This window comes from Acidiphilium cryptum JF-5 (assembly GCF_000016725.1).
In the GTDB taxonomy this organism is placed as follows: domain Bacteria; phylum Pseudomonadota; class Alphaproteobacteria; order Acetobacterales; family Acetobacteraceae; genus Acidiphilium; species Acidiphilium multivorum.
The window spans coordinates 2,796,098-2,816,781 of the sequence record NC_009484.1; the positions used below are offsets into that span (position 1 = coordinate 2,796,098).

20 protein-coding genes are annotated in these 20,684 nt (G+C 67.0%); 15 read left to right on the forward strand and 5 right to left on the reverse strand.

What is annotated here, in order from left to right; genetic code table 11:
* Nucleotides 1–76: 76 nt before the first annotated feature.
* The 3 genes from ACRY_RS15220 to clpA all read left to right on the forward strand — a co-directional run bounded on the left by ACRY_RS15220 (nucleotide 77) and on the right by clpA (nucleotide 4,048).
* Complete coding sequence (locus ACRY_RS15220) at nucleotides 77–1,072, forward strand: lipid A deacylase LpxR family protein (RefSeq protein WP_012040132.1); 996 nt, start codon at nucleotides 77–79, stop codon at nucleotides 1,070–1,072.
* A gap of 74 nt (nucleotides 1,073–1,146) precedes the next feature.
* Entirely contained in the window at nucleotides 1,147–1,503 is a 357-nt protein-coding gene (gene clpS, locus ACRY_RS15225; RefSeq protein WP_012040133.1) for an ATP-dependent Clp protease adapter ClpS, read from the forward strand.
* A 217-nt stretch (nucleotides 1,504–1,720) separates the two neighbouring features.
* Nucleotides 1,721–4,048, forward strand: coding sequence for an ATP-dependent Clp protease ATP-binding subunit ClpA (clpA, locus tag ACRY_RS15230; protein WP_007423195.1), 2,328 nt, complete (start codon nucleotides 1,721–1,723; stop codon nucleotides 4,046–4,048).
* Between the two features lie 63 nt (nucleotides 4,049–4,111).
* Here clpA and ACRY_RS15235 read toward each other — a convergent pair whose 3' ends face one another.
* The 5 genes from ACRY_RS15235 to ykgO all read right to left on the reverse strand — a co-directional run bounded on the left by ACRY_RS15235 (nucleotide 4,112) and on the right by ykgO (nucleotide 10,219).
* Entirely contained in the window at nucleotides 4,112–5,890 is a 1,779-nt protein-coding gene (locus tag ACRY_RS15235) for a hypothetical protein (RefSeq protein ID WP_012040134.1), read from the reverse strand.
* A 49-nt stretch (nucleotides 5,891–5,939) separates the two neighbouring features.
* On the reverse strand, nucleotides 5,940–7,250 hold the full coding sequence (gene glcF, locus ACRY_RS15240) for a glycolate oxidase subunit GlcF (protein WP_012040135.1): 1,311 nt from the start codon (nucleotides 7,248–7,250) through the stop codon (nucleotides 5,940–5,942).
* Nucleotides 7,251–7,290: 40 nt separating this feature from the next.
* Nucleotides 7,291–8,469: an FAD-binding protein gene (locus ACRY_RS15245; protein ID WP_012040136.1), complete on the reverse strand. Its 1,179-nt coding sequence runs from the start codon at nucleotides 8,467–8,469 to the stop codon at nucleotides 7,291–7,293.
* Nucleotides 8,466–9,926, reverse strand: a complete 1,461-nt coding sequence (locus tag ACRY_RS15250) for an FAD-linked oxidase C-terminal domain-containing protein (protein ID WP_012040137.1) — start codon at nucleotides 9,924–9,926, stop codon at nucleotides 8,466–8,468. The genes ACRY_RS15245 and ACRY_RS15250 overlap by 4 nt, the downstream gene beginning before the upstream one ends.
* 167 nt (nucleotides 9,927–10,093) lie before the next feature.
* Nucleotides 10,094–10,219: a type B 50S ribosomal protein L36 gene (gene ykgO, locus ACRY_RS15255; protein WP_007421634.1), complete on the reverse strand. Its 126-nt coding sequence runs from the start codon at nucleotides 10,217–10,219 to the stop codon at nucleotides 10,094–10,096.
* Between the two features lie 145 nt (nucleotides 10,220–10,364).
* Between ykgO and ACRY_RS15260 the strand changes: the two genes are divergently transcribed.
* The 12 genes from ACRY_RS15260 (at nucleotide 10,365) to ACRY_RS15315 (ending at nucleotide 20,682) form a co-directional block, all read left to right on the forward strand.
* Nucleotides 10,365–10,805 (forward strand): hypothetical protein, encoded by a 441-nt coding sequence (locus ACRY_RS15260; RefSeq protein WP_007421635.1) that lies wholly within the window; start codon nucleotides 10,365–10,367, stop codon nucleotides 10,803–10,805.
* Nucleotides 10,802–11,707 carry a D-amino-acid transaminase gene (locus tag ACRY_RS15265; RefSeq protein ID WP_012040138.1) on the forward strand — a complete coding sequence of 302 codons (906 nt, stop codon included), beginning with the start codon at nucleotides 10,802–10,804 and terminating at the stop codon, nucleotides 11,705–11,707. Before ACRY_RS15260 ends, ACRY_RS15265 begins: the two co-directional genes overlap by 4 nt.
* Before the next feature lie 9 nt (nucleotides 11,708–11,716).
* Nucleotides 11,717–12,457, forward strand: a complete 741-nt coding sequence (gene pyrH, locus ACRY_RS15270; RefSeq protein ID WP_007421637.1) for a UMP kinase — start codon at nucleotides 11,717–11,719, stop codon at nucleotides 12,455–12,457.
* 9 nt (nucleotides 12,458–12,466) lie between these two features.
* Nucleotides 12,467–13,033: a ribosome recycling factor gene (gene frr / locus ACRY_RS15275; RefSeq protein WP_007421638.1), complete on the forward strand. Its 567-nt coding sequence runs from the start codon at nucleotides 12,467–12,469 to the stop codon at nucleotides 13,031–13,033.
* Nucleotides 13,034–13,041: 8 nt separating this feature from the next.
* A complete protein-coding gene (gene uppS, locus ACRY_RS15280; protein ID WP_007421639.1) occupies nucleotides 13,042–13,806 on the forward strand; it encodes a polyprenyl diphosphate synthase in 765 nt (254 codons plus the stop codon).
* Nucleotides 13,803–14,498 carry a phosphatidate cytidylyltransferase gene (locus ACRY_RS15285; protein ID WP_007421640.1) on the forward strand — a complete coding sequence of 232 codons (696 nt, stop codon included), beginning with the start codon at nucleotides 13,803–13,805 and terminating at the stop codon, nucleotides 14,496–14,498. Before uppS ends, ACRY_RS15285 begins: the two co-directional genes overlap by 4 nt.
* A complete protein-coding gene (dxr, locus tag ACRY_RS15290) occupies nucleotides 14,489–15,664 on the forward strand; it encodes a 1-deoxy-D-xylulose-5-phosphate reductoisomerase (protein WP_012040140.1) in 1,176 nt (391 codons plus the stop codon). Before ACRY_RS15285 ends, dxr begins: the two co-directional genes overlap by 10 nt.
* A 70-nt stretch (nucleotides 15,665–15,734) precedes the next feature.
* Entirely contained in the window at nucleotides 15,735–16,796 is a 1,062-nt protein-coding gene (rseP, locus tag ACRY_RS15295) for an RIP metalloprotease RseP (protein WP_012040141.1), read from the forward strand.
* 173 nt (nucleotides 16,797–16,969) lie between these two features.
* The gene (gene ilvC / locus ACRY_RS15300) at nucleotides 16,970–17,989 is read left to right on the forward strand and encodes a ketol-acid reductoisomerase (RefSeq protein WP_007422622.1); all 1,020 of its coding nucleotides are present in this window, start codon (nucleotides 16,970–16,972) and stop codon (nucleotides 17,987–17,989) included.
* A gap of 106 nt (nucleotides 17,990–18,095) precedes the next feature.
* A complete protein-coding gene (gene cysK, locus ACRY_RS15305; RefSeq protein WP_012040142.1) occupies nucleotides 18,096–19,028 on the forward strand; it encodes a cysteine synthase A in 933 nt (310 codons plus the stop codon).
* A complete protein-coding gene (locus tag ACRY_RS15310; RefSeq protein ID WP_007422620.1) occupies nucleotides 19,025–19,654 on the forward strand; it encodes a DedA family protein in 630 nt (209 codons plus the stop codon). Before cysK ends, ACRY_RS15310 begins: the two co-directional genes overlap by 4 nt.
* Nucleotides 19,654–20,682: a hypothetical protein gene (locus ACRY_RS15315; protein WP_012040143.1), complete on the forward strand. Its 1,029-nt coding sequence runs from the start codon at nucleotides 19,654–19,656 to the stop codon at nucleotides 20,680–20,682. The genes ACRY_RS15310 and ACRY_RS15315 overlap by 1 nt, the downstream gene beginning before the upstream one ends.
* The last annotated feature ends 2 nt before the right edge of the window (nucleotides 20,683–20,684 follow it).

Sequence of the window (20,684 nt, forward strand, 5' to 3'; positions counted from 1 at the left end):
AACGATTTCTCCTTCGAACATTTTTCCATCCTTCGGGCTGCCCCTGCGGTCCGATCATCCAAGCAGGACGCTCCAGATGAACCGAATCCTGGCCGCTCTCGCCACGTCCGTCTCCATGCTTGCGCTGATTCCCGCGCCGGCCCGTGCGGGGGGAACGTTCCCAAGCGGCATCTGGACGCTGCAGGACGAGAACGCGTCGATCAGCACGCAAAGCCTGACCGATCGCTTTTATGTGAATGGATTTCATCTCGGCTGGACGTCGAATCCAGGGGCGGTGCCGCAGGGCTTGGCGGCGTGGGGGCATGCGGTGCTCGGCCAGGGGCGCCAGCGCGTCAGCATCAGCCTCACCCAGAAGATCTTCACGCCGGCGGCGACCACGCTGATCAACCCGCCGGTCAATGACGAACCCTATGCCGGTTCGCTGCTGGCAAGTTTCAGCCTTATCCAGGACACGCACCGGACGCGGACGATCATGGGGTTCGACACCGGCGTGTTCGGGCGCGATGCCGGGGCCGAGATCGTCCAGAACACGACGCATGCGATCATTGGCCAGGGGCGGACGCATGGCTGGGCCTATCAGTTGCCGAGCGAGCCGGCCTTCGATCTGTTCGCCTCCCGCATCTGGCGGCTGCCATTGACGAACCCGGGCGCTGGGTTGGAGGCCGATGCGCTGCCGCAGATTTCGGCAATGGCCGGCACGACCGAAATCTATGCCGAACCGGGCGTGGTCTTCCGCGTCGGCGAGGGGCTCGGCGCCGATTTCGGCGCGCCCCTGATCAGCCCCGCCCCGTCCGGCGGCGATGCCTACAGCGCACGCCGCTTTGCCTGGTATGTCTTCGCCGGCGCCGGGGCGAAGCTGGTCGCGCATGACGAATATCTGCAGGGGACGCTGTTCCAGCCGAGCCGGTCCGTGCAGCCCTACCGGGTGGTCGGCTCGGTCGAGGCCGGGGTGGCGGTCATCTGGCGCGGAGTGCGCCTGACCTACACGCAGGTGTTCCAGACCGAGCGCTTCCATGGGCAGACCGGCGGGATCCACGAATACGGCTCGTTCGCCGCTTCGGTCCGCTTCTGACCGGACCTCTCACGGCGAATCGACGGTCGGGCGAAAATTTTCTCTTTCCCACCGCCGGGGCGTATGGATAGGATATGGTGGTGAGGACCGAGAATACGCTGATGTCAGGCTCAGATCGTCGAGGAACCGGAAACGGGTTGGGCACCGGAGTGGCGACCAGGACGCGCACGAAAACGCGCAAGCCGTCCCTGTACAAGGTGTTGATGCTGAACGATGATTACACGCCGATGGAATTCGTCGTTCATGTACTTGAGCGGTTCTTCGGCAAGAGCCGCCAGGAGGCCGAACGGATCATGCTGCATGTGCACCGGCGGGGTGTCGGGGTGTGCGGCGTGTTCACCTATGAGGTTGCTGAAACCAAGGTGACGCAGGTCATGGACCTTGCCCGCCAGAGCCAGCATCCTCTGCAGTGCACGATCGAGAAGGAATAGGGCGGTGCAGGCCGCCGCCGGGCGCGATGATGGCATGGAAGTGTTGTTCCCGGTCACTATTGCGAAAGATTTTCGGCGTATCATGTCAGTATTGCGACAGGCCTGTTGAAGGACATTGGAAACCGGCCTGACGAAAGGACCGCGGCTTGGGCCGCATCGGGCTTGACCAGGGTGGCACGGGCTGCCCGACGGAAGACCGGCTTGGAGAGTATCGGATATGCTGTCTCGCAATCTTGAACAGACGCTGCACCGGGCCCTCGGCTTCGCCGCTGAGCGCCGGCATGAATATGCGACGCTGGAGCATCTTCTGCTGGGCCTGATTGACGACGCCGATGCGTTGACGGTGCTGCGCGCCTGCGGTGTCGACATTGAGCGCCTGCGCCGCGAGACGACCGAATTCCTTGACAAGGAACTGGCCGGACTTGCCACCGACCGTGGCGGCGACCCGAAGCCGACCGCCGGGTTCCAGCGCGTCGTGCAGCGTGCCGCGATCCACGTGCAGTCGTCCGGTCGGGACGAGGTGACCGGCGCCAATGTGTTGGTCGCGCTGTTCTCGGAGCGTGAGAGTCATGCCGTTTACTTCCTGCAGGCGCAGGATATGACCCGGCTGGACGCCGTCAATTTCATCAGCCATGGAATCGCGAAGTCGCCCGGCCGCTCCGTGCCGCGCCCCCCTTCGGGCAGCGCCGAGGGCACGGAGGCCGAACCCGAGCAGAAGCCGAAGCGCGGACAGGACGCACTGGCGAATTATTGCGTCAATCTCAACAAGAAGGCGCAATCCGGCAAGATCGACCCGCTCATTGGCCGCGAAACCGAGATCGAGCGGACGATCCAGATTCTCTGCCGTCGTTCGAAGAACAATCCGCTCTTCGTCGGCGATCCCGGCGTTGGCAAGACCGCGATCGCCGAGGGCTTGGCCAAGCGCATCGTCGACGGCGAGGTCCCGGAAGTGCTGGCCAAGGCGACGATCTATGCGCTCGACATGGGGGCACTGCTCGCCGGGACACGGTATCGTGGCGATTTCGAGGAACGGCTCAAGGCGGTCGTTTCCGAGCTTGAGGCCATGCCCGGAGCGGTGCTGTTCATCGACGAAATCCATACCGTTATCGGCGCCGGTGCGACCTCCGGCGGCGCCATGGATGCCTCGAACCTGCTCAAACCGGCCCTCTCATCCGGCGCGCTGCGTTGCATTGGCTCGACGACCTACAAGGAATTCCGCTCCTATTTCGAGAAAGATCGCGCACTGGTGCGCCGGTTCCAGAAAATCGACGTGAACGAGCCCTCGATCGATGATGCGGTAAAGATCCTGCGCGGCCTCAAGACGACCTACGAGAAGCATCACAAGGTCCGCTACACCGACGAGGCGATCCGCGCCTCGGTCGAGCTTTCGGCGAAATACATCCACGACCGCAAACTGCCGGACAAGGCGATCGATGTGATCGATGAGGTTGGCGCCTCGCGGATGCTGCTGCCCGAGAACAAGCGGCGCAAGACCGTCACGTTGCGCGATGTCGAGGAAATCGTTGCCAAGATCGCGCGGATTCCGCCCAAATCGGTTTCGGCCGACGACAAGGAGACGCTGCGCACGCTTGAGCGGGATCTCAAGTCGATGGTGTTTGGCCAGGATTCCGCGATTGAGGCGTTGTCCGCGGCGATCAAGCTGGCCCGTGCGGGACTGCGCGACGCCGAGAAGCCGATCGGCTGCTACCTCTTCTCCGGCCCCACAGGCGTCGGCAAGACCGAGGTTGCCCGTCAGCTGGCCTCCACCCTGGGGATCGAGCTGACGCGGTTCGATATGTCGGAATACATGGAACGCCATTCGATCTCCCGCCTGATCGGTGCGCCGCCGGGCTATGTCGGGTTCGACCAGGGCGGCCTGCTGACCGATTCGGTCGACCAGCATCCGCACTGCGTGCTGCTGCTCGATGAGATTGAAAAGGCACATCCAGACCTGTTCAACATCCTGCTGCAGGTCATGGATCACGGCAAACTGACCGACCACAATGGCAAGACGGTCGATTTCCGGAATGTGATCCTGATCATGACGACGAATGCGGGAGCGGCCGATATGGCGAAGACCGCGATCGGCTTCGGTCGTGATGTGCGTCTCGGAGAAGACGAAGAGGCGATCAAGCGCCTCTTCACCCCGGAATTCCGCAACCGGCTCGACGCGGTCATTCCGTTCTCGGGGCTCACACCGGAGATCGTCGCCCGAGTGGTCGAGAAGTTCGTCATGCAGCTTGAGGCACAGCTTGCGGATCGCAACGTGACGATCGAGCTTTCCTCGGCCGCAAAGGAATTCCTCGCCGAGCGTGGTTACGATCCGCTTTACGGCGCGCGGCCACTGGCCCGTGTGATCCAGGAGCAGATCAAGAAGCCGCTCGCCGAGGAGCTGCTGTTCGGCCGGCTGGCAACCGGCGGCGGCGTGAAGGTGACGGTTCGTGACGGTGAACTGGCTTTCGACATTGCCGAGGCACCCAAGCCCGCGCTTCCAAAGCCGGATGGCGACCAGGAAGAGTCGGCGCCGCCGCAGGAAGTCGACTGAAGGTTTCTTTCATTGGAACGGGATGGGCCGGCACGCGCAAAGGCGTGCCGGTCTTTTCTTTTGTCAGCGCGCCGAAATCCGGATCCGGTATAGTCGATAGCCACCGGCATGCCCGAGCGGTTGCAGCCAGGAAGGCGTCTGGCCCGACGTAAGCAGGGGCCAAAGGGCGTCGGCGGCGGCTCCGTGACCGAGAGCCGAATGTGCTCCGTCAGCCCGGCAGAACAAGACGAACGCCGCGCCTGTCGACCGTACCGCAGCTGGCTCGGCCACGCCCGCCGGAGTGCGCCACGCCTTCCAGTCGCGCATGAAGGCGCGGAGCCCATGATGATAAAGTGAACCCACGCCGATGACCCGTGTCCGGTAAAGCAACTCCGGTACCAGGCTGGGATCTGTCAGCACGATCCGGCCGGTTGCGGGGGCCAGCAAGGCGGAAGCTGCGCGAAGAGAACAGCGTTCCTGGTTGCCCGGCGTCGCGCTTCGGCCCGCGGCCAGCGCCAGCGCCGGAACATAGGCGAGAACGACCGGAAGCCAGACCAGCCCCAGACGCAATGTCGCCGCTCGCCGCGGCGTTGAGGCAAAACGGGCGGAAATATCGTGCAGCGCGACGGGAGCCAGTCCGGCCGCGAAGGCGGCCGGATATTGCTGGAAGATCATCATCCGCGCCGTAAGACCCGCCGCGAGCGTCAGCCCGACGGCGGCAATCAGCCAGATGCCCGCAAAGGCCGGTAGGTGTCGGCACCGCCAAAAGCGATGGAGAATGTATCCCAGCCCGAGCAGTGCCGGACCGAGCCGGCTGGCGGCGAGCGCCAGTGTGTCGGTCGGCTGGTCCTCGTTGATGCTGCCGAAGAAGATGTGCATCGCCTTTGCGGGGATCAGGCCGTAGGGCCCCAGCGCCACTTCCGGATACGCCGCCAGCCAGACCGCGAAAACACAGGTGGCGCCGATGAGGCCGAGCGAGGCACGGCGCGTTTCCGGCGCATACCGGTCCAGCCAGGCGAGCCCGACGCAACTGGTCGCGATCGCAAGCCCAAGCATGGCGTAGACGATCGACAGCCTGTCGATCTCGGGCGTCAGCATGCCGCCGTGCGGCGGGTCGATCCAGAGCGCGAACCATAGTGTTGCCGCGAATCCTGCGCCAATCCGGACCAGGATGAAGCCAAGGCGGCGGAACAGCCACAGATAGCCGAGCGCGCCGAAGCCGAGCACCACGAATGGCATTGTCTCCGGCATCATCCAGATCGCCAGCCCGCCCCACAGACCGGCGGCCCAGGCCATCCGCCTGTCTCCCGCGCCGGCGCGCAGCGTGCAGCCAATGGCGATGGCGGTCAGCGCGACCTGCGCAATGTGGTAATGCACGATGCCGACAACGTTGAAGCTACGGATGCCAGGCAGCAGCGGCGCGATGATTGCCGGCGCCCAGATCCATCGGCCTCCGGTCAGTGGGGAGGCCGCGAAAGCAAGGCCGACGGCGAGCAGCCCGGCCGAGAGCGGGCCGGTGGCCACGCCGGCCGCGAAGAGCGCGCGGGTCCAGCCAATGAACGGGGCGAGAGGGGCCGCAAGCGCGACGATGACTGCATCGAAAAGTCGCGACCATTCCACGACCAGAGGGTGACCCGAATCGTCGCCCAGAACGATGTTCACGAGATGTCCCGCAGCGAAACCCTGGCGAATTCTGACCAGGCGCATGTAACTGTCAGGATCGAACAACGTGCCGTGCAGAACGGCAGGGATCGTCCGTGCCGAAGCAAGGATCGTAATGGCGGCGGCGACCAGCGCAAGCGCGGTACAGGTTGCGGCAGACAAGGTTGCCCTTCGATCCTGTAACCGGCCCGCCGCTTTCATGCCGCGGTTATTTCACACCACAGCCTAACAGATAATGAATCAGGCGGAATCAGCCGCCGGTTGGTAGCCGGGCCGGGCGGGGGCCGCCGGCCATCCAGTCCAGCAGTTCCACGGTATGGATCGTCGGCAGACCGTCGCCGGCAAGCTGGGTGAGGCAACCGATATTGCCGGCAGCGATGAGGTCCGGCTTGAGGGCGTGCAACGTCCCGAGCTTGCGCGCGCGCAACTGTTCGGACATTTCGGGCTGGAGGATGTTGTAGGTGCCGGCCGAACCGCAGCACAGATGCGGGTCGCGCGGCTCGGCGACGGCGAAGCCGGCGCGGCGCAGCAAGGTTTTCGGTGCATCGGTGACCCGCTGACCGTGCTGCAGCGAGCAGGCCGCGTGATAGGCCACCGTCAGCGGCGCCGCGAGTGTGCGGCTCGGCTGGTAGTCGAGCCGGACCAGAAGTTCGGTGATGTCGACCGAGAGTTCGGAAATACGCGCGGCATCCGCCGCTTCCGGCGTGTTGCGGAGCAGGAAGCCGTAATCCTTCAGCACCGTGCCGCAGCCGGACGTATCGGTCACCACGGCATCCAGCCCGCCGGCGCCGATCTCCCGCGTCCAGGCGGCGACATTGGCGCGGGCGAAGCCGAGCGCCGCTTCGTGCCGGCCGAGATGGTGAGTGAGGGCGCCGCAGCATCCGGCGCCGGCGGCGACGACGACCTCAACACCCATCCGGTTGAGCAGGCGGATCGTCGCGTCGTGAATGCCGGGGTCGAGCACCTGCTGCGCGCAGCCGGCGAGCAGGGCGACGCGCGCGCGCCGCTCTCCGTGTGCGGGGAAGACGCCGGGCCGCTCCGTCGAGCTTGGCGGCGGCAGCTTTGCGGGGGCAAGATCGAGCATGGCGCGCATCCGGCGCACCAACGTGCCCTCACCCCGCACGAGGCTGCGGCCGAGCCGGCCGAGCGCCGCCGCGCGCAGAGCCGCGCGGAAGCGGGTGGGATAGGGCAGGATTGCCGCGAGCAGGCTGCGCAGCGCACGGTCATGCGCCGGGCGGTCATAGGTTTCCTCGACCCGCGTGCGGGCGTGATCGATCAGGTGCATGTAATCGACGCCGGAGGGGCAGGTCGTCATGCACGAGAGGCATGACAGGCAGCGGTCGAGATGGAAGGCGACGGGTTCGCTGGCCGGCGCGCCGGTCTCCAGCATGTCCTTGATCATGTAGATGCGGCCACGTGGACTGTCATCCTCGTCGCCGACGGTCACGAAGGTCGGGCAGGTCGCGGTGCAGAAGCCGCAATGCACGCAGGAGCGCAGGATCCGGTCGGCCACCGCGATGTCGGGATCGGCCAGCTGGTCGGGCGTGAAATTGGTTTGCATGTGTCTTCGTCCTCGAGCGCAAGGCGCCCGCTGCTCCTGCTCAGGCGGCGTGAAGCCGCCCGGGGTTGAGAATGCCGGCCGGGTCGAATGCGGCGGTAACACGGCAGCGGATCGCGGCCAGCGCGTCTGGCTCGCGCGGCAAGGCGTCAGGGCTATGGCGTAGCGCGTCCGGGGCGCGCAACAGCCACCATTCACCGCCAGCACGTCGCGCAGCGTTGGCGATGGCGGCATGCGCCGCCTCATCTCCCGGCCCGCTCAGGAACACCAGACCGCCGCCCCAGTCGAGATAACCATCGAGTCCCGCGGCCTGTGCCGCTTCGAGAATGGATGGGCCGGCGGATGGACGCACGGAAATGCGCCAGACCGCATCACCCTCGCGCACGGCTAGCGGCGCGGCATCGCGCACCGCGCGCCAGAGCGCCAGGCTGGCCGAGGTGTCGAGCTGCTCGACCATGCCGAACGCACCCCAGATTTCGGCGAGGCGGCCGATCCGGTAATGAACCGAGTCGGTGAAATCCTCGATCCGCGCAATGGTGATCGGGCGCGCATGGCCCAGCGCCGCCGCGGCGCCTTCGGGCAAATGCGCGGCTCCCGTCACCGAGAAGGGCGAGCCGAGCGCCGCCGACAGCGCCTTGACGGCGGTTGCCGCATCTAGCCCGGCCAGCAGCACGGTGCCTGTTGCTTCCGGTGCGGGGAGCACCTTCAGCGTGATCTCGCTCATCACGCCGAGCGTGCCGTAGGAGCCGGTGAACAGCTTGCAGAGGTCGAGTCCGGTGACGTTTTTCAGCACGCGCCCGCCGGAGCGGATCACCTCCGCCCGGCCGGTGACGGCGCGGATGCCCATCACATGGTCGCGCATCGCGCCCCAAGCGATCCGCCGCGGGCCGGACAGATTGGTCGCGATGATGCCGCCGACCGTCTGCGCCTCGGCGCCGAGAAAGGCGTAATGCGGCGGCTCGGCGATCAGGTGCTGGCCAGCCTCCGCCAGCTTCGCCTCGAGCGCGGCCAGGGTGGTGCCGGCGCGCGCGGAGACGATGAGCTCCTGCGGCGCATGCAGCGGAATGCCGGTGAGGTTGCGGGTGGACAGGGTTTCGGCCGTCTGCACCGGGCGGGCGAACCCGGCCTTCGAGCCGAGCCCTTCGATGGTCAGCGGGGTGTGTGACGCCGCCGCCGCCTCGATCGCCGCGACCAACCCGGCTTCGTCGGAGGGGGCGATCATGCCGCGTGCGGCATCGGCGCCGGCGCCGTGTCCGTGCCGGGCTTGAGCGGAAACACCTTCGCCGTGTTCAGCAGCCAGCCAGCGTCGAAGGCGGTCTTGACCCGGCGCTGCTGGTCGAGCTCGGTTTCGGTGAACTGTACGCTCATCAGGTCCCGCTTCTCGACGCCGACGCCATGCTCGCCGGTCAGGCAGCCGCCGACCTCGACGCAGAGCTTGAGGATATCGGCGCCGAACGCTTCCGCCTTGTGCATGCTTTCGGGATTGTTGGCGTCGAACATGATGAGCGGGTGCAGGTTGCCGTCGCCGGCGTGGAAGATGTTGGCGACGCCAAGCCCATATTGCTCGCTCATCTCGCCGATGCGGCGCAGCACCTCGGGCAGTGTGCTGGTGGGGATGGTGCCATCCATGCAGAGATAGTCCGGGCTGATCCGCCCGATCGCGCCAAACGCACCCTTGCGCCCTTTCCAGATCGCCGCCGATTCCTCGGCCGATTGCGAAACCTTGAGGCTGATCGGGTCGAACCGGCCGCAGATTTCCCGGATCCGGCCGAGCAGCGCATCCTGCTCCTCGACGGAGCCCTCGACCTCGATGATCAGCATGGCCTCGGCATCGAGCGGATAGCCGGCCTTGGCGAAGGCCTCGCAGGCGTGGATCGCCGGACGGTCCATGAATTCCAGCGCCACGGGAATGATGCCCGAGCCGATGATCGCATCGACGCAGCGCCCGGCGATCTCGTTCGACTTGAAGGCCGCGAGCATCGCCCTTGTGCCTTCCGGCGCGCGCAGCAGGCGCACGGTGATTTCGGTGGCGATGCCGAGCTGGCCCTCGCTGCCGATGACGATCCCCATCCAGTCATAGCCGGCGGTATCCAGATGCGCGCCGCCGAGTTCGAGGATTTCACCCTCGATGGTGACCAGCTTGATGCCGAGCACGTTGTTGGCGGTCACGCCGTATTTGAGGCAGTGCGCGCCGCCCGAATTCATGCCGATATTGCCGCCGATCATGCAGGCGAGCTGGCTGGAGGGGTCGGGGGCGTAGAAGAATCCATCCGCCTCGACGGCCTTGGTGATGCCGAGATTGGTGACGCCGGCCTGCACCACGGCGTAACGGTCGGCGTAATTTACGTCGAGAATGCGGTTCATCCGCATCATGCCGATCACCACGGCGTCGGCCAGCGGCAGCGCGCCGCCGGCAAGCGAGGTGCCAGCCCCGCGGGGGACGACGCGGACCCCGTTCTGGTGGCAGAAGCGCAACACGGTGGCGACCTGCTCTGTGCTTTCGGGCAGGACGACGGCGAGTGGCATCTGGCGATAGGCGGAGAGCCCATCGGTCTCGTACGGTTTGAGACGTGACGGGTCGGTGATCACCGCACGCGCGGGCAGCAGGGCGCGCAATCCGTCATGCACGGCATCGCGCCGGTCAAGGACATCGGCTTTCGGTTGCGGCAAGGCTATCACGACGGCTTTCTCCCCTTCACCCGCCTGTGAGATAATACTGTGCGGCGGAAACGGAAAGAGGAAGCCCGCCGGACGCGGTCAAGGATTGCCCGGAACGAAATCACCCGGAACCTCGCGGTCCGGGCGTTGCGTCACGCTGCGATGCGCCGGCGAACCGGCGGGGCAGGTCAGCCCTGGCGGGCCTTCATCCGCGGGTTCTTCTTGTTGATCACGTAGACGCGGCCATGACGGCGCACGACGCGGCAGTTCTTGTCGCGGGCCTTGGCGGAGCGAAGCGAATTACGGACTTTCATGACACGGTTCTCGGGCTGTTCAGGATGTTGGGGCGGCTTATGGGAAGCATGGCGCCATCTGTCAACCGTCGGGGCGCAGATCGGCCCCGATTGACGCGGCGGTTGGCGGGCCGCATGGATCGGAAATCGGCGAGGAGTGACATCGATGGCGGAGCGGATGCGGATTTCGGCCCAGCGGATCGGCTTGATGCTGACCGCGTTCCTGATGATCACGCTGATCGGTGTGTTCGCGACCTTTGCGGCGCCGATCCCCGCCATGCGCGGCGTCCTGGCGGAGCGGGCAATCGCCAGCGCCGCCGCCACGGGCGACCCGGCGGCGATGAAATCCGCGCTCGCTGAGGCTCGCCCGCTGCTCGGCGTGACCGCGCAGAAAACGCTCGCCACGCTCACGCCCGACCGGGCCGGGCTTGCCCGCGCAGCCGGCCTGGTCGCCGCCGACACGAAGCTGGCGAGCGGCCTCGTTTCCTACCGGCTGCGCCTGCTGGTGATCGTGATCGGCGTGCTTGCCGCGCTGTTCGGCATCGCCCTGCTCGGCATCGGCGAAAGCCGGCCCACTCCCATCATCATGAAGGCACCCGAACCATGAGCCGCATCGCCTATGTCAACGGACGCTACGTACCCCAGCGCGAGGCCTCGGTGAATGTCGAGGACCGGGGATACCAGTTCGGCGACGGCGTCTACGAAGTCATCCACGTCCATGACGGGCGCTTCGTCGATACCGGGCTGCACCTCGCCCGGCTCGCCCGCTCGCTGCGTGAACTCGCCATCCCGAAGCCGATGGAGGATGGCGCGCTGCTCGTCGTGCTGCGCGAGGTCGTGCGTCGCAACCGAATCCGCGAGGGCATCGTCTATATGCAGGTCAGCCGCGGCGTCGCCCGGCGCGACCACGCCTTCCCGCGCGATGTCGCCCCCGCACTGGTGGTCACGGCGCGTCATGGCAAGGCCTTCCCGCGCGAAATCGACACATGGACCGGTAACGCCATCACCGCGCCGGACATCCGCTGGGGGCGGGTCGACATCAAGACCGTCAATCTGCTGCCCAACTGTCTTGCCAAGCAGAAGGCGCGCGAGGCCGGCGCCTATGAGGCGATCCTGATCGACCGCGACGGCAATGTCACGGAAGGGTCATCCACCACCGTGTGGGCGGTGGATGAAGACGGGGTGCTGCGTACCCGCCACCTCGATCATCACATCCTGCCCGGCTGCACCCGGGCTGCGGTGATTTCGCTGATGGAGGAGGCCGGCATCCGCTTCGAGGAGCGCGGCCTGTCCGAGGCGGAACTGCGCGCGGCGCGCGAGATCTTCCTGACCAGTGCGACGTCTTACGTGAAGCCGATGGTCCGGCTCGACGGCGTGGCGGTCGGCGAGGGCACGCCGGGCCCGGTGGCCCGCCGCCTGTTCGAACTCTTCGCCCGCCATGCCGACGGCGCCGCGCACAATGTGCCGCCCGCTTCCCCCCGCCTTGCGTCTTGCGGCGGAATCGGATGAAACGCCCCCATGACAGCGCAAGACCAGACTGACCATACGCGCTACCGGCGCGTCCTGCTCAAGGTTTCCGGCGAGGCCCTGATGGGCAGGCGGGACTACGGGCTCGATACGGACACCGTGGCCGCCATTGCCCAGGACATTGCCGATGTCGTCGCCATGCGCGTCGAGGTGTGTCTTGTGATCGGTGGCGGCAATATCTTCCGCGGCATTTCCGGTGCCGCCGGCGGGATGGACCGCGCCCAGGCCGACTATATGGGCATGCTCGCCACCGTGATGAACGCGCTCGCCATGCAGTCGGCCCTCGAAAAGCGCGGGGTGGCGACCCGCGTGCAGTCGGCCATCCCGATGTCCGCGGTCTGCGAGCCCTATATCCGCCGTCGCGCGGAACGGCATATGGAAAAGGGCCGCGTGGTGATCTTTGCCGCCGGCACCGGCAACCCGTTCTTCACGACCGACACCGCTGCGGCGCTGCGCGCCGTCGAGATGAAGTGCGATGTGCTGCTCAAGGGCACCCAGGTCGACGGCGTCTATTCCGCCGACCCGCGCAAGGTGGCCGACGCCGAACGCTACGCCGAACTCACCTATCACGAGGTTCTCGCCCGCGACCTTTCGGTGATGGATGCGGCGGCGATCAGCATCGCCCGCGAGAACGACCTGCCGATCATCGTCTTCAACATCCACGCGCCGGGCGCCTTCGCCAGCGTCATGCGGGGCGAGGGGAAGTTCACCCGCATCGTGGAACAGCGCTAGGAGCCCGCCATGGACGCCGATCTCGATACCCTTCTCGCCGACCTGCAACGCCGGATGGACGGCGCGATGGAAACGCTGAAGCGCGAATTTTCCGGCCTGCGTACCGGCCGCGCCAACCCCGCCCTGCTCGATCCGGTGAAGGTCGAGGCCTATGGCACGCTGATGCCGCTCAACCAGGTGGCCACCGTGGCGGTGCCGGAAAGCCGCATGCTCACCGTTCAGGTCTGGGATCGCGGCATGGTCAATGCGACGGTCGCCGCCATCCGCGACTGCGGGCTCGGCCTCAACCCACAGCCGGACGGGCAGCTCATCCGCGTGCCGCTGCCGTTGCTGACCGAGGAGCGCCGCAACGAACTCGCCCGCGCAGCCGGCAAATATGCCGAGGGTGCGCGCGTCGCCGTGCGCGGTGTGCGCCGCGATGGCATGGAGACGATCAAGGGGTTCGAGAAGAAGCACCAGATCGGTGAGGATCAGGGGCGCGACTGGGCCGACCGCGTTCAGAAACTGACCGACGCGACGATCAAGAAGATCGACGAACTGCTCGTCGAGAAGGAGAAGGACATCCGGCAGGTCTGAGCGGCCCGATGTCCGCCCCGCCTCCGGTTCCACCGCCGCCGGTACCGCGCCACATTGCCATCATCATGGACGGCAACGGGCGCTGGGCCGCGCGGCACGGCCTGCCCCGCGCGGCCGGACACCGCGAGGGGGTGCAAGCCGTGCGCCGGACCATCGAGGCGGCGATCGGCCACGGCGTCGAATGGCTTACGCTGTTCGCCTTTTCCTCGGAAAACTGGCGACGGCCGGTCGAGGAGGTGACCGATCTCACCTTCCTGCTGCGCCACTACCTGCGCTCCGAACTGCGTGAACTGGCCGAGGCCGGGGTGCGGCTTCACATCATCGGCGAGCGTGACCGCTTCGGTTCCTCGCTGAAGGCGGAACTCGCCGACGCCGAAGCCCGTACTGCGGCGAACCGCAAGCTCAACCTGGTGATCGCCCTATCCTACGGCGCGCGCGCCGAGATCGCGACGGCGGCGCGGCGCATCGCCGAGGCCGCCATGGCGGGAACGCTCGACCCCACGACGGTCGATGAGACCATCTTCGCCGCCCATCTCTCCACCGCCGGCATGCCCGACCCCGACCTTGTGATCCGCACCAGCGGCGAACAGCGCCTGTCCAACTTCCTGCTCTGGCAGGCCGCTTATGCCGAACTGGTGTTCGACGATGCGCTGTGGCCCGATTTCGGCGCCGCCAATCTTGGCCGCGCGATTGCCGAATATGCCCGTCGGGAACGCCGCTTCGGCGCCCGGCCTGGCCCGGCTGACGCACCGCCGGACGGCGAAGGGCCATGAGCGTGCCGGAGTCCCCCCCGACGTCCGGCGAAAGGTCCCGGCGCTTTCACGATCTCGGCCTTCGCGCGGCGTCCGCCGCCGTTCTCGTGCCGGTTGCCCTCGGTGCACTGGCATGGGGCGGTCTCGTCTGGGCGGTGCTGCTCGTGTTGCTTTTCGCCGGACTAATGTGGGAATGGGCTGGTTTGAGCCGTCACATCGTATCCGCCGCGCGGCCGCGCTTCCTGCTCGCCGGTGTCGTTTACGCCGCGGTTCCCGGCGCGGCGCTGGCCTGGCTGCGCGATCGGCCGGGCGGGCTCATCGACGTGCTGTTCCTGCTTGTCGTCGTCTGGATGACCGATATCGGGGCCTATGCGGTGGGCCGGCTGGCGGGCGGGCCGAAGCTCGCCCCGGCGATCTCGCCGGGCAAGACGGTGAGCGGCGCGGTTGGCGGCCTCGTGATCGGTGTCGCGGCCGGGTTGCTCGTGGCAAGGTCCCCTGCCGCAATCCTGCCGGGTGCCATCATCAGCATCGTCTCGCAGGCGGGCGATCTTGCGGAAAGCGCGCTCAAGCGGCGGCTCGGCGTCAAGGATTCCGGCCGCACGATTCCCGGCCATGGCGGCCTGTTCGACCGGCTCGATGGCGTGCTCGCCGCAGCCCCGGTCGCCGCCGTCCTTGCATTGCTTGCCCAGGGAGGGGTACCGCTATGGCGGTGAAGACAGTCACGATCCTCGGCTCGACCGGCAGCGTCGGCACCCAGACCATCGACCTGCTGCAGGCGGATCCCGAAAACTATCGGGTCCGTGCGCTGATCGCCGGGCGAAACGCCGCCCTGCTCGCGGAACAGGCGCGCTCGCTGCACGCCGAGATCGCCGTCATTGCTGACGAGAGCGCCTTCCCCGCCCTGCGCGACGCGCTGGCCGGCAGCGGCATCCGCGCCGAGGCCGGCCGCGCCGCCGTGATCGCCGCCGCCGCCGAGCCGGCCGACTGGACGATGGCCGCGATCACCGGCACCGCCGGCCTCGAACCCACACTCGCCGCGACCCGCAACGGTGGGGCCATCGCGCTCGCCAACAAGGAGGCGCTGGTTTCCGCCGGCGACGTGTTCCTTGCCGCGATCGCCGCCGGCGGAGCGACGCTGCTGCCGGTCGATTCCGAACACAACGCCATCTTCCAGTCGCTCGCCGACGGCAACCGCGCCGCTCTGGAAAAGATCATCCTCACCGCTTCGGGCGGCCCGTTCCGGGAAGCAAGCCTCGACGAGATGAAGGACGCGACGCCGGAGACCGCGCTGAAGCATCCCGTCTGGTCGATGGGTGCGAAGATCTCGATCGATTCCGCCACCCTCTTCAACAAGGGGCTGGAGGTGATCGAGGCCGCGCGCATCTTCGGCCTCGCGCCGCATGAGATCGAGGTGCTGGTGCATCCGCAGTCGATCGTGCATGGCATGGTCTGCTATCGCGACGGATCGGTGCTGGCCCAGATGGGCGCGCCGGACATGCGCATCCCGATCGCCCACACCCTGGCCTGGCCGGCGCGCCTCGCGACCTCCTCGCCCCGGCTCGACCTCGCCGCCGCGGCGCGGCTCGACTTCCTTGCCCCCGATCCGGTGCGCTTCCCGGCGCTCCGTCTTGCGCGCGAGGCACTGGAAGCCGGCCATGGCGCCTCGACGGTGCTCAACGCCGCGAATGAGATCGCGGTTGAGGCGTTCCTGCGCCGGCGGATCGGCTTTCTCGACATCACGGCGGTGGTCGAACGGGTCATGCAGCGCCTCGGCGCGCCCCCGATCGGCGATCTCGCGGCCGTGCTTGCCCTCGATGCCGAAGCGCGCGCCATGGCGGAGGCGGAATTGCGCGCGAAGTCCGACCCGCGCGCGGCGTGACCCCTGTCGCCCGGTGGCCGCAATCCCATATCTCCAAGGCCACTCCCACGGCTGACGACACGAAGGTTCCATGATCGATTTCCTCCGTTCCGCTCTCGGCTTCATCGTCGTGCTCGGCGTGCTGGTGACCGTTCATGAGCTCGGGCATTATCTCGTCGCGCGCTGGCGCGGCGTGACGGTCGAGGCGTTCTCGCTGGGTTTCGGTCCGGCGCTCTTTTCCCGCACGGACCGGCACGGCACGGTCTGGAAAATCTCCGCCATCCCGCTTGGCGGCTATGTGCGGATGAAAGGCTGGGCCGAATTCGGCGCAGAACAGGCCGGTGCGGCCGACCCCGGCAGTTTCGGCTCGAAGCGGCTTTCGGCCCGTGCCGCGGTAGTGGCGGCGGGCCCGGCGGCGAATTTCCTGCTGGCGATCGTGCTGTTCAGCGGCGTCTTCGCCACGGCCGGCGTGCCGACCGTATTGCCCGTCATCAGCAAGGTGATGGCCGGCTCGCCGGCAGCCGCTGCGGGGCTCGCGAAGGGCGACCGGGTCGTGAGCATGAATGGCCAGCCGATCGGCACCTTTGATCAGCTGAGCGCGGTGGTCGCGGCGCACCCAGATGGCAGGATCGCGCTGAGCTATACGCGAAGCGGCGAGACCCACAGCCTGAACCTCACCCTCGGCACCGCGAAGATCGATGGCAAGACAATCGGCCGGCTCGGCATCGAGGGGGCCGATGTGGAAATGCGCCGGCTGTCGCCGCCGCAGGCGATCGTTCGCGGCGTTGCCGTGACCTGGCAGGCGACGGCGGCGACGCTGCACGGACTCTGGCAGCTGATTGACCAGCACAAGGGGCTGAATCAGCTCGGCGGCCCGGTCCGGATCGCGCAGATCTCGGGCCAGGCGGTGGCGCATGGCCTCGCCGATCTCGTCAGTTTCATGGCGCTGCTCTCGGTCAATCTCGGGTTGATCAACCTCGTGCCGATCCCGGTGCTCGATGGCGGCCATCTGCTGTTCTATGCGGCGGAGGCCGCCGCGGGCCGCGCGCTGCCGCGCCGGGTTCAGGAAGTCGCGCTGCAATTCGGCGCCGCACTCCTGGTCTGCCTGATCATCTTCGTCACCTGGCACGATATCGCGCATCTTTTCGGCTGACGCGGCGCCGACCCGGTCCGATTTCGTGCGGGCGGGGCTCACGCAGGACGCCGAAAATTGCGGCAGCACCCGGTTTCACGGCAGCCATGTTGCGCCGGGGTGGTTGCCAAGCGGCGTGTTTTCCCCCATTCGATCCGCCGGATCGGTTACCCAGCGCCCGAGGGAGGCTTGCAATGCGCGTTTATTACGACAGTGATGCCGATGTGAATCTGATCAAGGCGAAGAAGGTCGCCGTGGTCGGTTACGGCAGCCAGGGCCATGCCCATGCCCTGAACCTCAAGGAATCCGGGGTGAAGGAGCTTGTCGTAGCACTCCGCAAGGGCTCGGCCGCGGTGGCCAAGGCCGAGGCCGCCGGCCTTCGGGTGATGACGCCGGAAGAGGCCGCCGCCTGGGCCGATGTGGTGATGATCCTGACGCCGGACGAAGGCCAGGGCGACCTCTACCGCGACAGCCTCGCCGCGAACCTGAAGCCGGGCGCCGCGATCGCCTTCGCGCACGGCCTCAACATCCATTTCAACCTGATCGAGCCGCGCGCGGATATCGACGTGTTCATGATCGCGCCGAAAGGCCCCGGCCACACGGTGCGCAGCGAATACCAGCGCGGCGGCGGCGTGCCCTGCCTTGTCGCGGTCGCGCAGAACCCCTCCGGCAACGCGCTCGACATCGCGCTGTCCTACGCCTCGGCGATCGGCGGCGGCCGCGCCGGCATCATCGAGACCACCTTCAAGGAAGAGTGCGAGACCGACCTGTTCGGCGAGCAGACCGTGCTCTGCGGCGGTCTTGTCGAGCTCATCAAGGCCGGGTTCGAAACGCTGGTCGAAGCCGGCTATGCCCCGGAAATGGCCTATTTCGAGTGCCTTCACGAGGTGAAGCTGATCGTCGACCTCATCTATGAGGGCGGCATCGCCAACATGAACTACTCGATCTCGAACACCGCCGAATATGGCGAATACGTCACCGGTCCGCGGATGATCACGCCGGAGACCAAGGCCGAGATGAAGCGCGTGCTCGACGATATCCAGAAGGGCCGCTTCACCCGCGACTGGATGCTCGAGAACAAGGTGAACCAGACCAACTTCAAGGCGATGCGCCGCGCCAACGCCGCGCACCCGATCGAGGAGGTCGGCGAGAAGCTGCGCGCCATGATGCCCTGGATCAAGAAGGGCGCGCTGGTCGACAAGACCCGCAACTGATCGCGCGCGAAGAGCCGCGCGGCTTTCGCGCCGCGCGCTTCTTCATTACAACGATCCCCGGCCGCGCTTGCGGACCGGGGATCGTTCGTTTCGAGGGAGGCAGCACATGAAGATCGCCAAGGACGCCACCGAACTGGTTGGCAACACCCCGCTGGTGCGGATCAACCGCCTCGCCGCCGGTCTGCCCGGCACAGTCCTCGCCAAGCTCGAATTTTTCAATCCGGCCAATTCGGTGAAGGACCGCATCGGCGTTGCCATGATCGAGGCGGCGGAGCGCGACGGGTTGCTGAACGCGGACAGCGTGATTGTCGAGCCGACCTCGGGCAATACCGGCATCGCGCTCGCCATGGTCTGCGCGGCGAAGGGCTATCGCTGCATCCTCACCATGCCGGAGACGATGAGCAAGGAGCGCCGCGCGGTGCTGCGCGGCTACGGCGCCGAGGTGGTGCTGACTCCGGGTGCCGAGGGCATGGGCGGGGCAATCGCGAAGGCGAAGGCCATCGCGGCGTCCGGCCCCAATTTCTTTGTCCCGCAACAGTTCGAGAATCCGGCCAATCCGGAAATCCATCGTCGCACTACCGCCGAGGAAATCTGGCGCGATACCGATGGCACGGCGGACATTCTGGTTGCCGGCATCGGCACCGGCGGCACCATCACAGGGGCGGGTCAGGTGCTGAAGCAGCGCAAGCCCTCGTTCCGCTGTGTCGCGGTCGAGCCGGACGCTTCGGCGATCCTCTCCGGCGGGGAGAAGGGGCCGCACATGATCCAGGGGATCGGCGCCGGCTTCGTGCCCGATATTCTTGATACCAGCGTCTATGACGAGGTTGTGCGCGTGACCAACGACCAGGCGCTTGAGATGGCCCGTCGCGCCGCACGCGAGGAGGGGCTGATGGTCGGCATTTCCTCCGGCGCCGCACTGCATGCGGCGATCGAGGTGGCCAGGCGTCCCGAGACCGAGGGCAAGCTGATCGTCGCGATCATCCCCTCCTATGGCGAGCGCTATCTCTCCACCGCCCTGTTCGCCGGCCTCGCCGATTGATCGCCGCGCTCGCACATTTCATCACCAGCGTCATCTCTGCCCTCGGCTATGCCGGGGTCGCGGGGTTGATGGCCCTGGAATCGGCCTGCATTCCACTGCCTTCCGAGATCATCCTGCCGTTTTCCGGCTACCTGGTCTCGACCGGGCGGTTCGATCTCTGGATGGTCGCGCTCGCCGGGGCGATCGGCTGCAATCTCGGGTCCACGGTCGCCTGGGCGGTCGGCTATGTGGGCGGGCGGCCGCTGGTCGAGCGCTGGGGGCGGTACATCCTGCTCGATCAGGGTGAACTCGTGCTGGTCGAGCGGTTTTTCGCGCGATTCGGCGCGGTCACGGTGCTGGTCAGCCGCATGCTGCCCATCGTGCGCACCTATATCGCCCTGCCGGCCGGCATCGCACGGATGAATTTCTGGACGTTCCAGCTCTACACTTTCGTCGGCTCGCTGCCCTGGTGCCTGGGCCTCGCCTATGCCGGACTCAGGCTCGGGCGCGCCTGGGACAGCTCACCGCGCCTGCAGTCGTTCATGCATGGCTTCACCCTACTCACCGGGCTGGCCATCCTGATCTTTGCCGCCTGGTATGCACGCAAGCTCTGGCGCGATCATCACCCGCGTCGCCGGGACGCCTGATGCGGACGCTGACCCTGCATGTCGGCATGGGCAAGACGGGGACGACAGCGATCCAGAACGCACTGCGCGCCGCGGCCCCGGCGCTGCGTGGCCGCGGTGTGTTCTGCTGCGACCACTGGCTGCTCTCCGGGACGATGGGCGGCAGCGGATTCGCCGGCGCGGACGAGTTCGCCCATTTGCTCGGCGTTGATCCGCCGGGTTTCGCGGCACGACTCGGGCGGATTTTCGATGCCGGCAACGAGATGTTGACGCTCAGCAACGAAATCATCTGGAGCAATGAGGCGCTGGTTTCGGCCTGGGACGCCGTTGGCGCCTTTGCGGCGGACTTCGCCACTGCCGGTGGCTGCGCCCGCATCGTGCTCTATCTTCGCCACCAGCTCGACTGGCTGGTCTCGGCCTATCTGCAATGGTGCGTGAAGGACAAGCTGACGCCGGGCCGGGTGATCGACTTCGAGCGCTATCGCGCCGAATCAGCCGCCCTTCTGGATTATCCCGCCCTTGTCACCCGCTGGCGGCAGGCGGCCTCACCCGCCGAGGTGATCGTCCGGCCCTATGAACCGGGCATCGACGCCGTGGCGGATTTTGCGTCCGTTGCCGGCATCGAGGGGATGCTGGTGGGCGACCGCGCGCACCCGACGCCCGGGTATACGGCGCATGTGCTGACCAAACTGATCGGCGACCAGCACGACGAGCCGCACCTTGCCGGCGACCTGATCGAACTGCTTGCCAGAGCAGGCGTCTACCAGAGGGATTTCCATCCGGTCGATCCGTGCCTGATCGACCTGACGGATGAGGCCGCCGCCGCGATCGCCGGCGAATACGACGCGCGGAACGAGGCCCTGATCCCGCTCTGTGGCTTCGCGCCGCGCCGGGGCGGCGTGCCGCCGCAACTTGGCCGCCGGCCGCATTCCGGGCCGGTGAATACCGATCTGATCGCCGCCCTGCTCGAACTCCTGCTCCATCAGCATCGCGAACTCGCGGCCCAGCGCGGCCGGATCGAGGCGCTGGAGGCGCGGCTCGGCACGTAGAG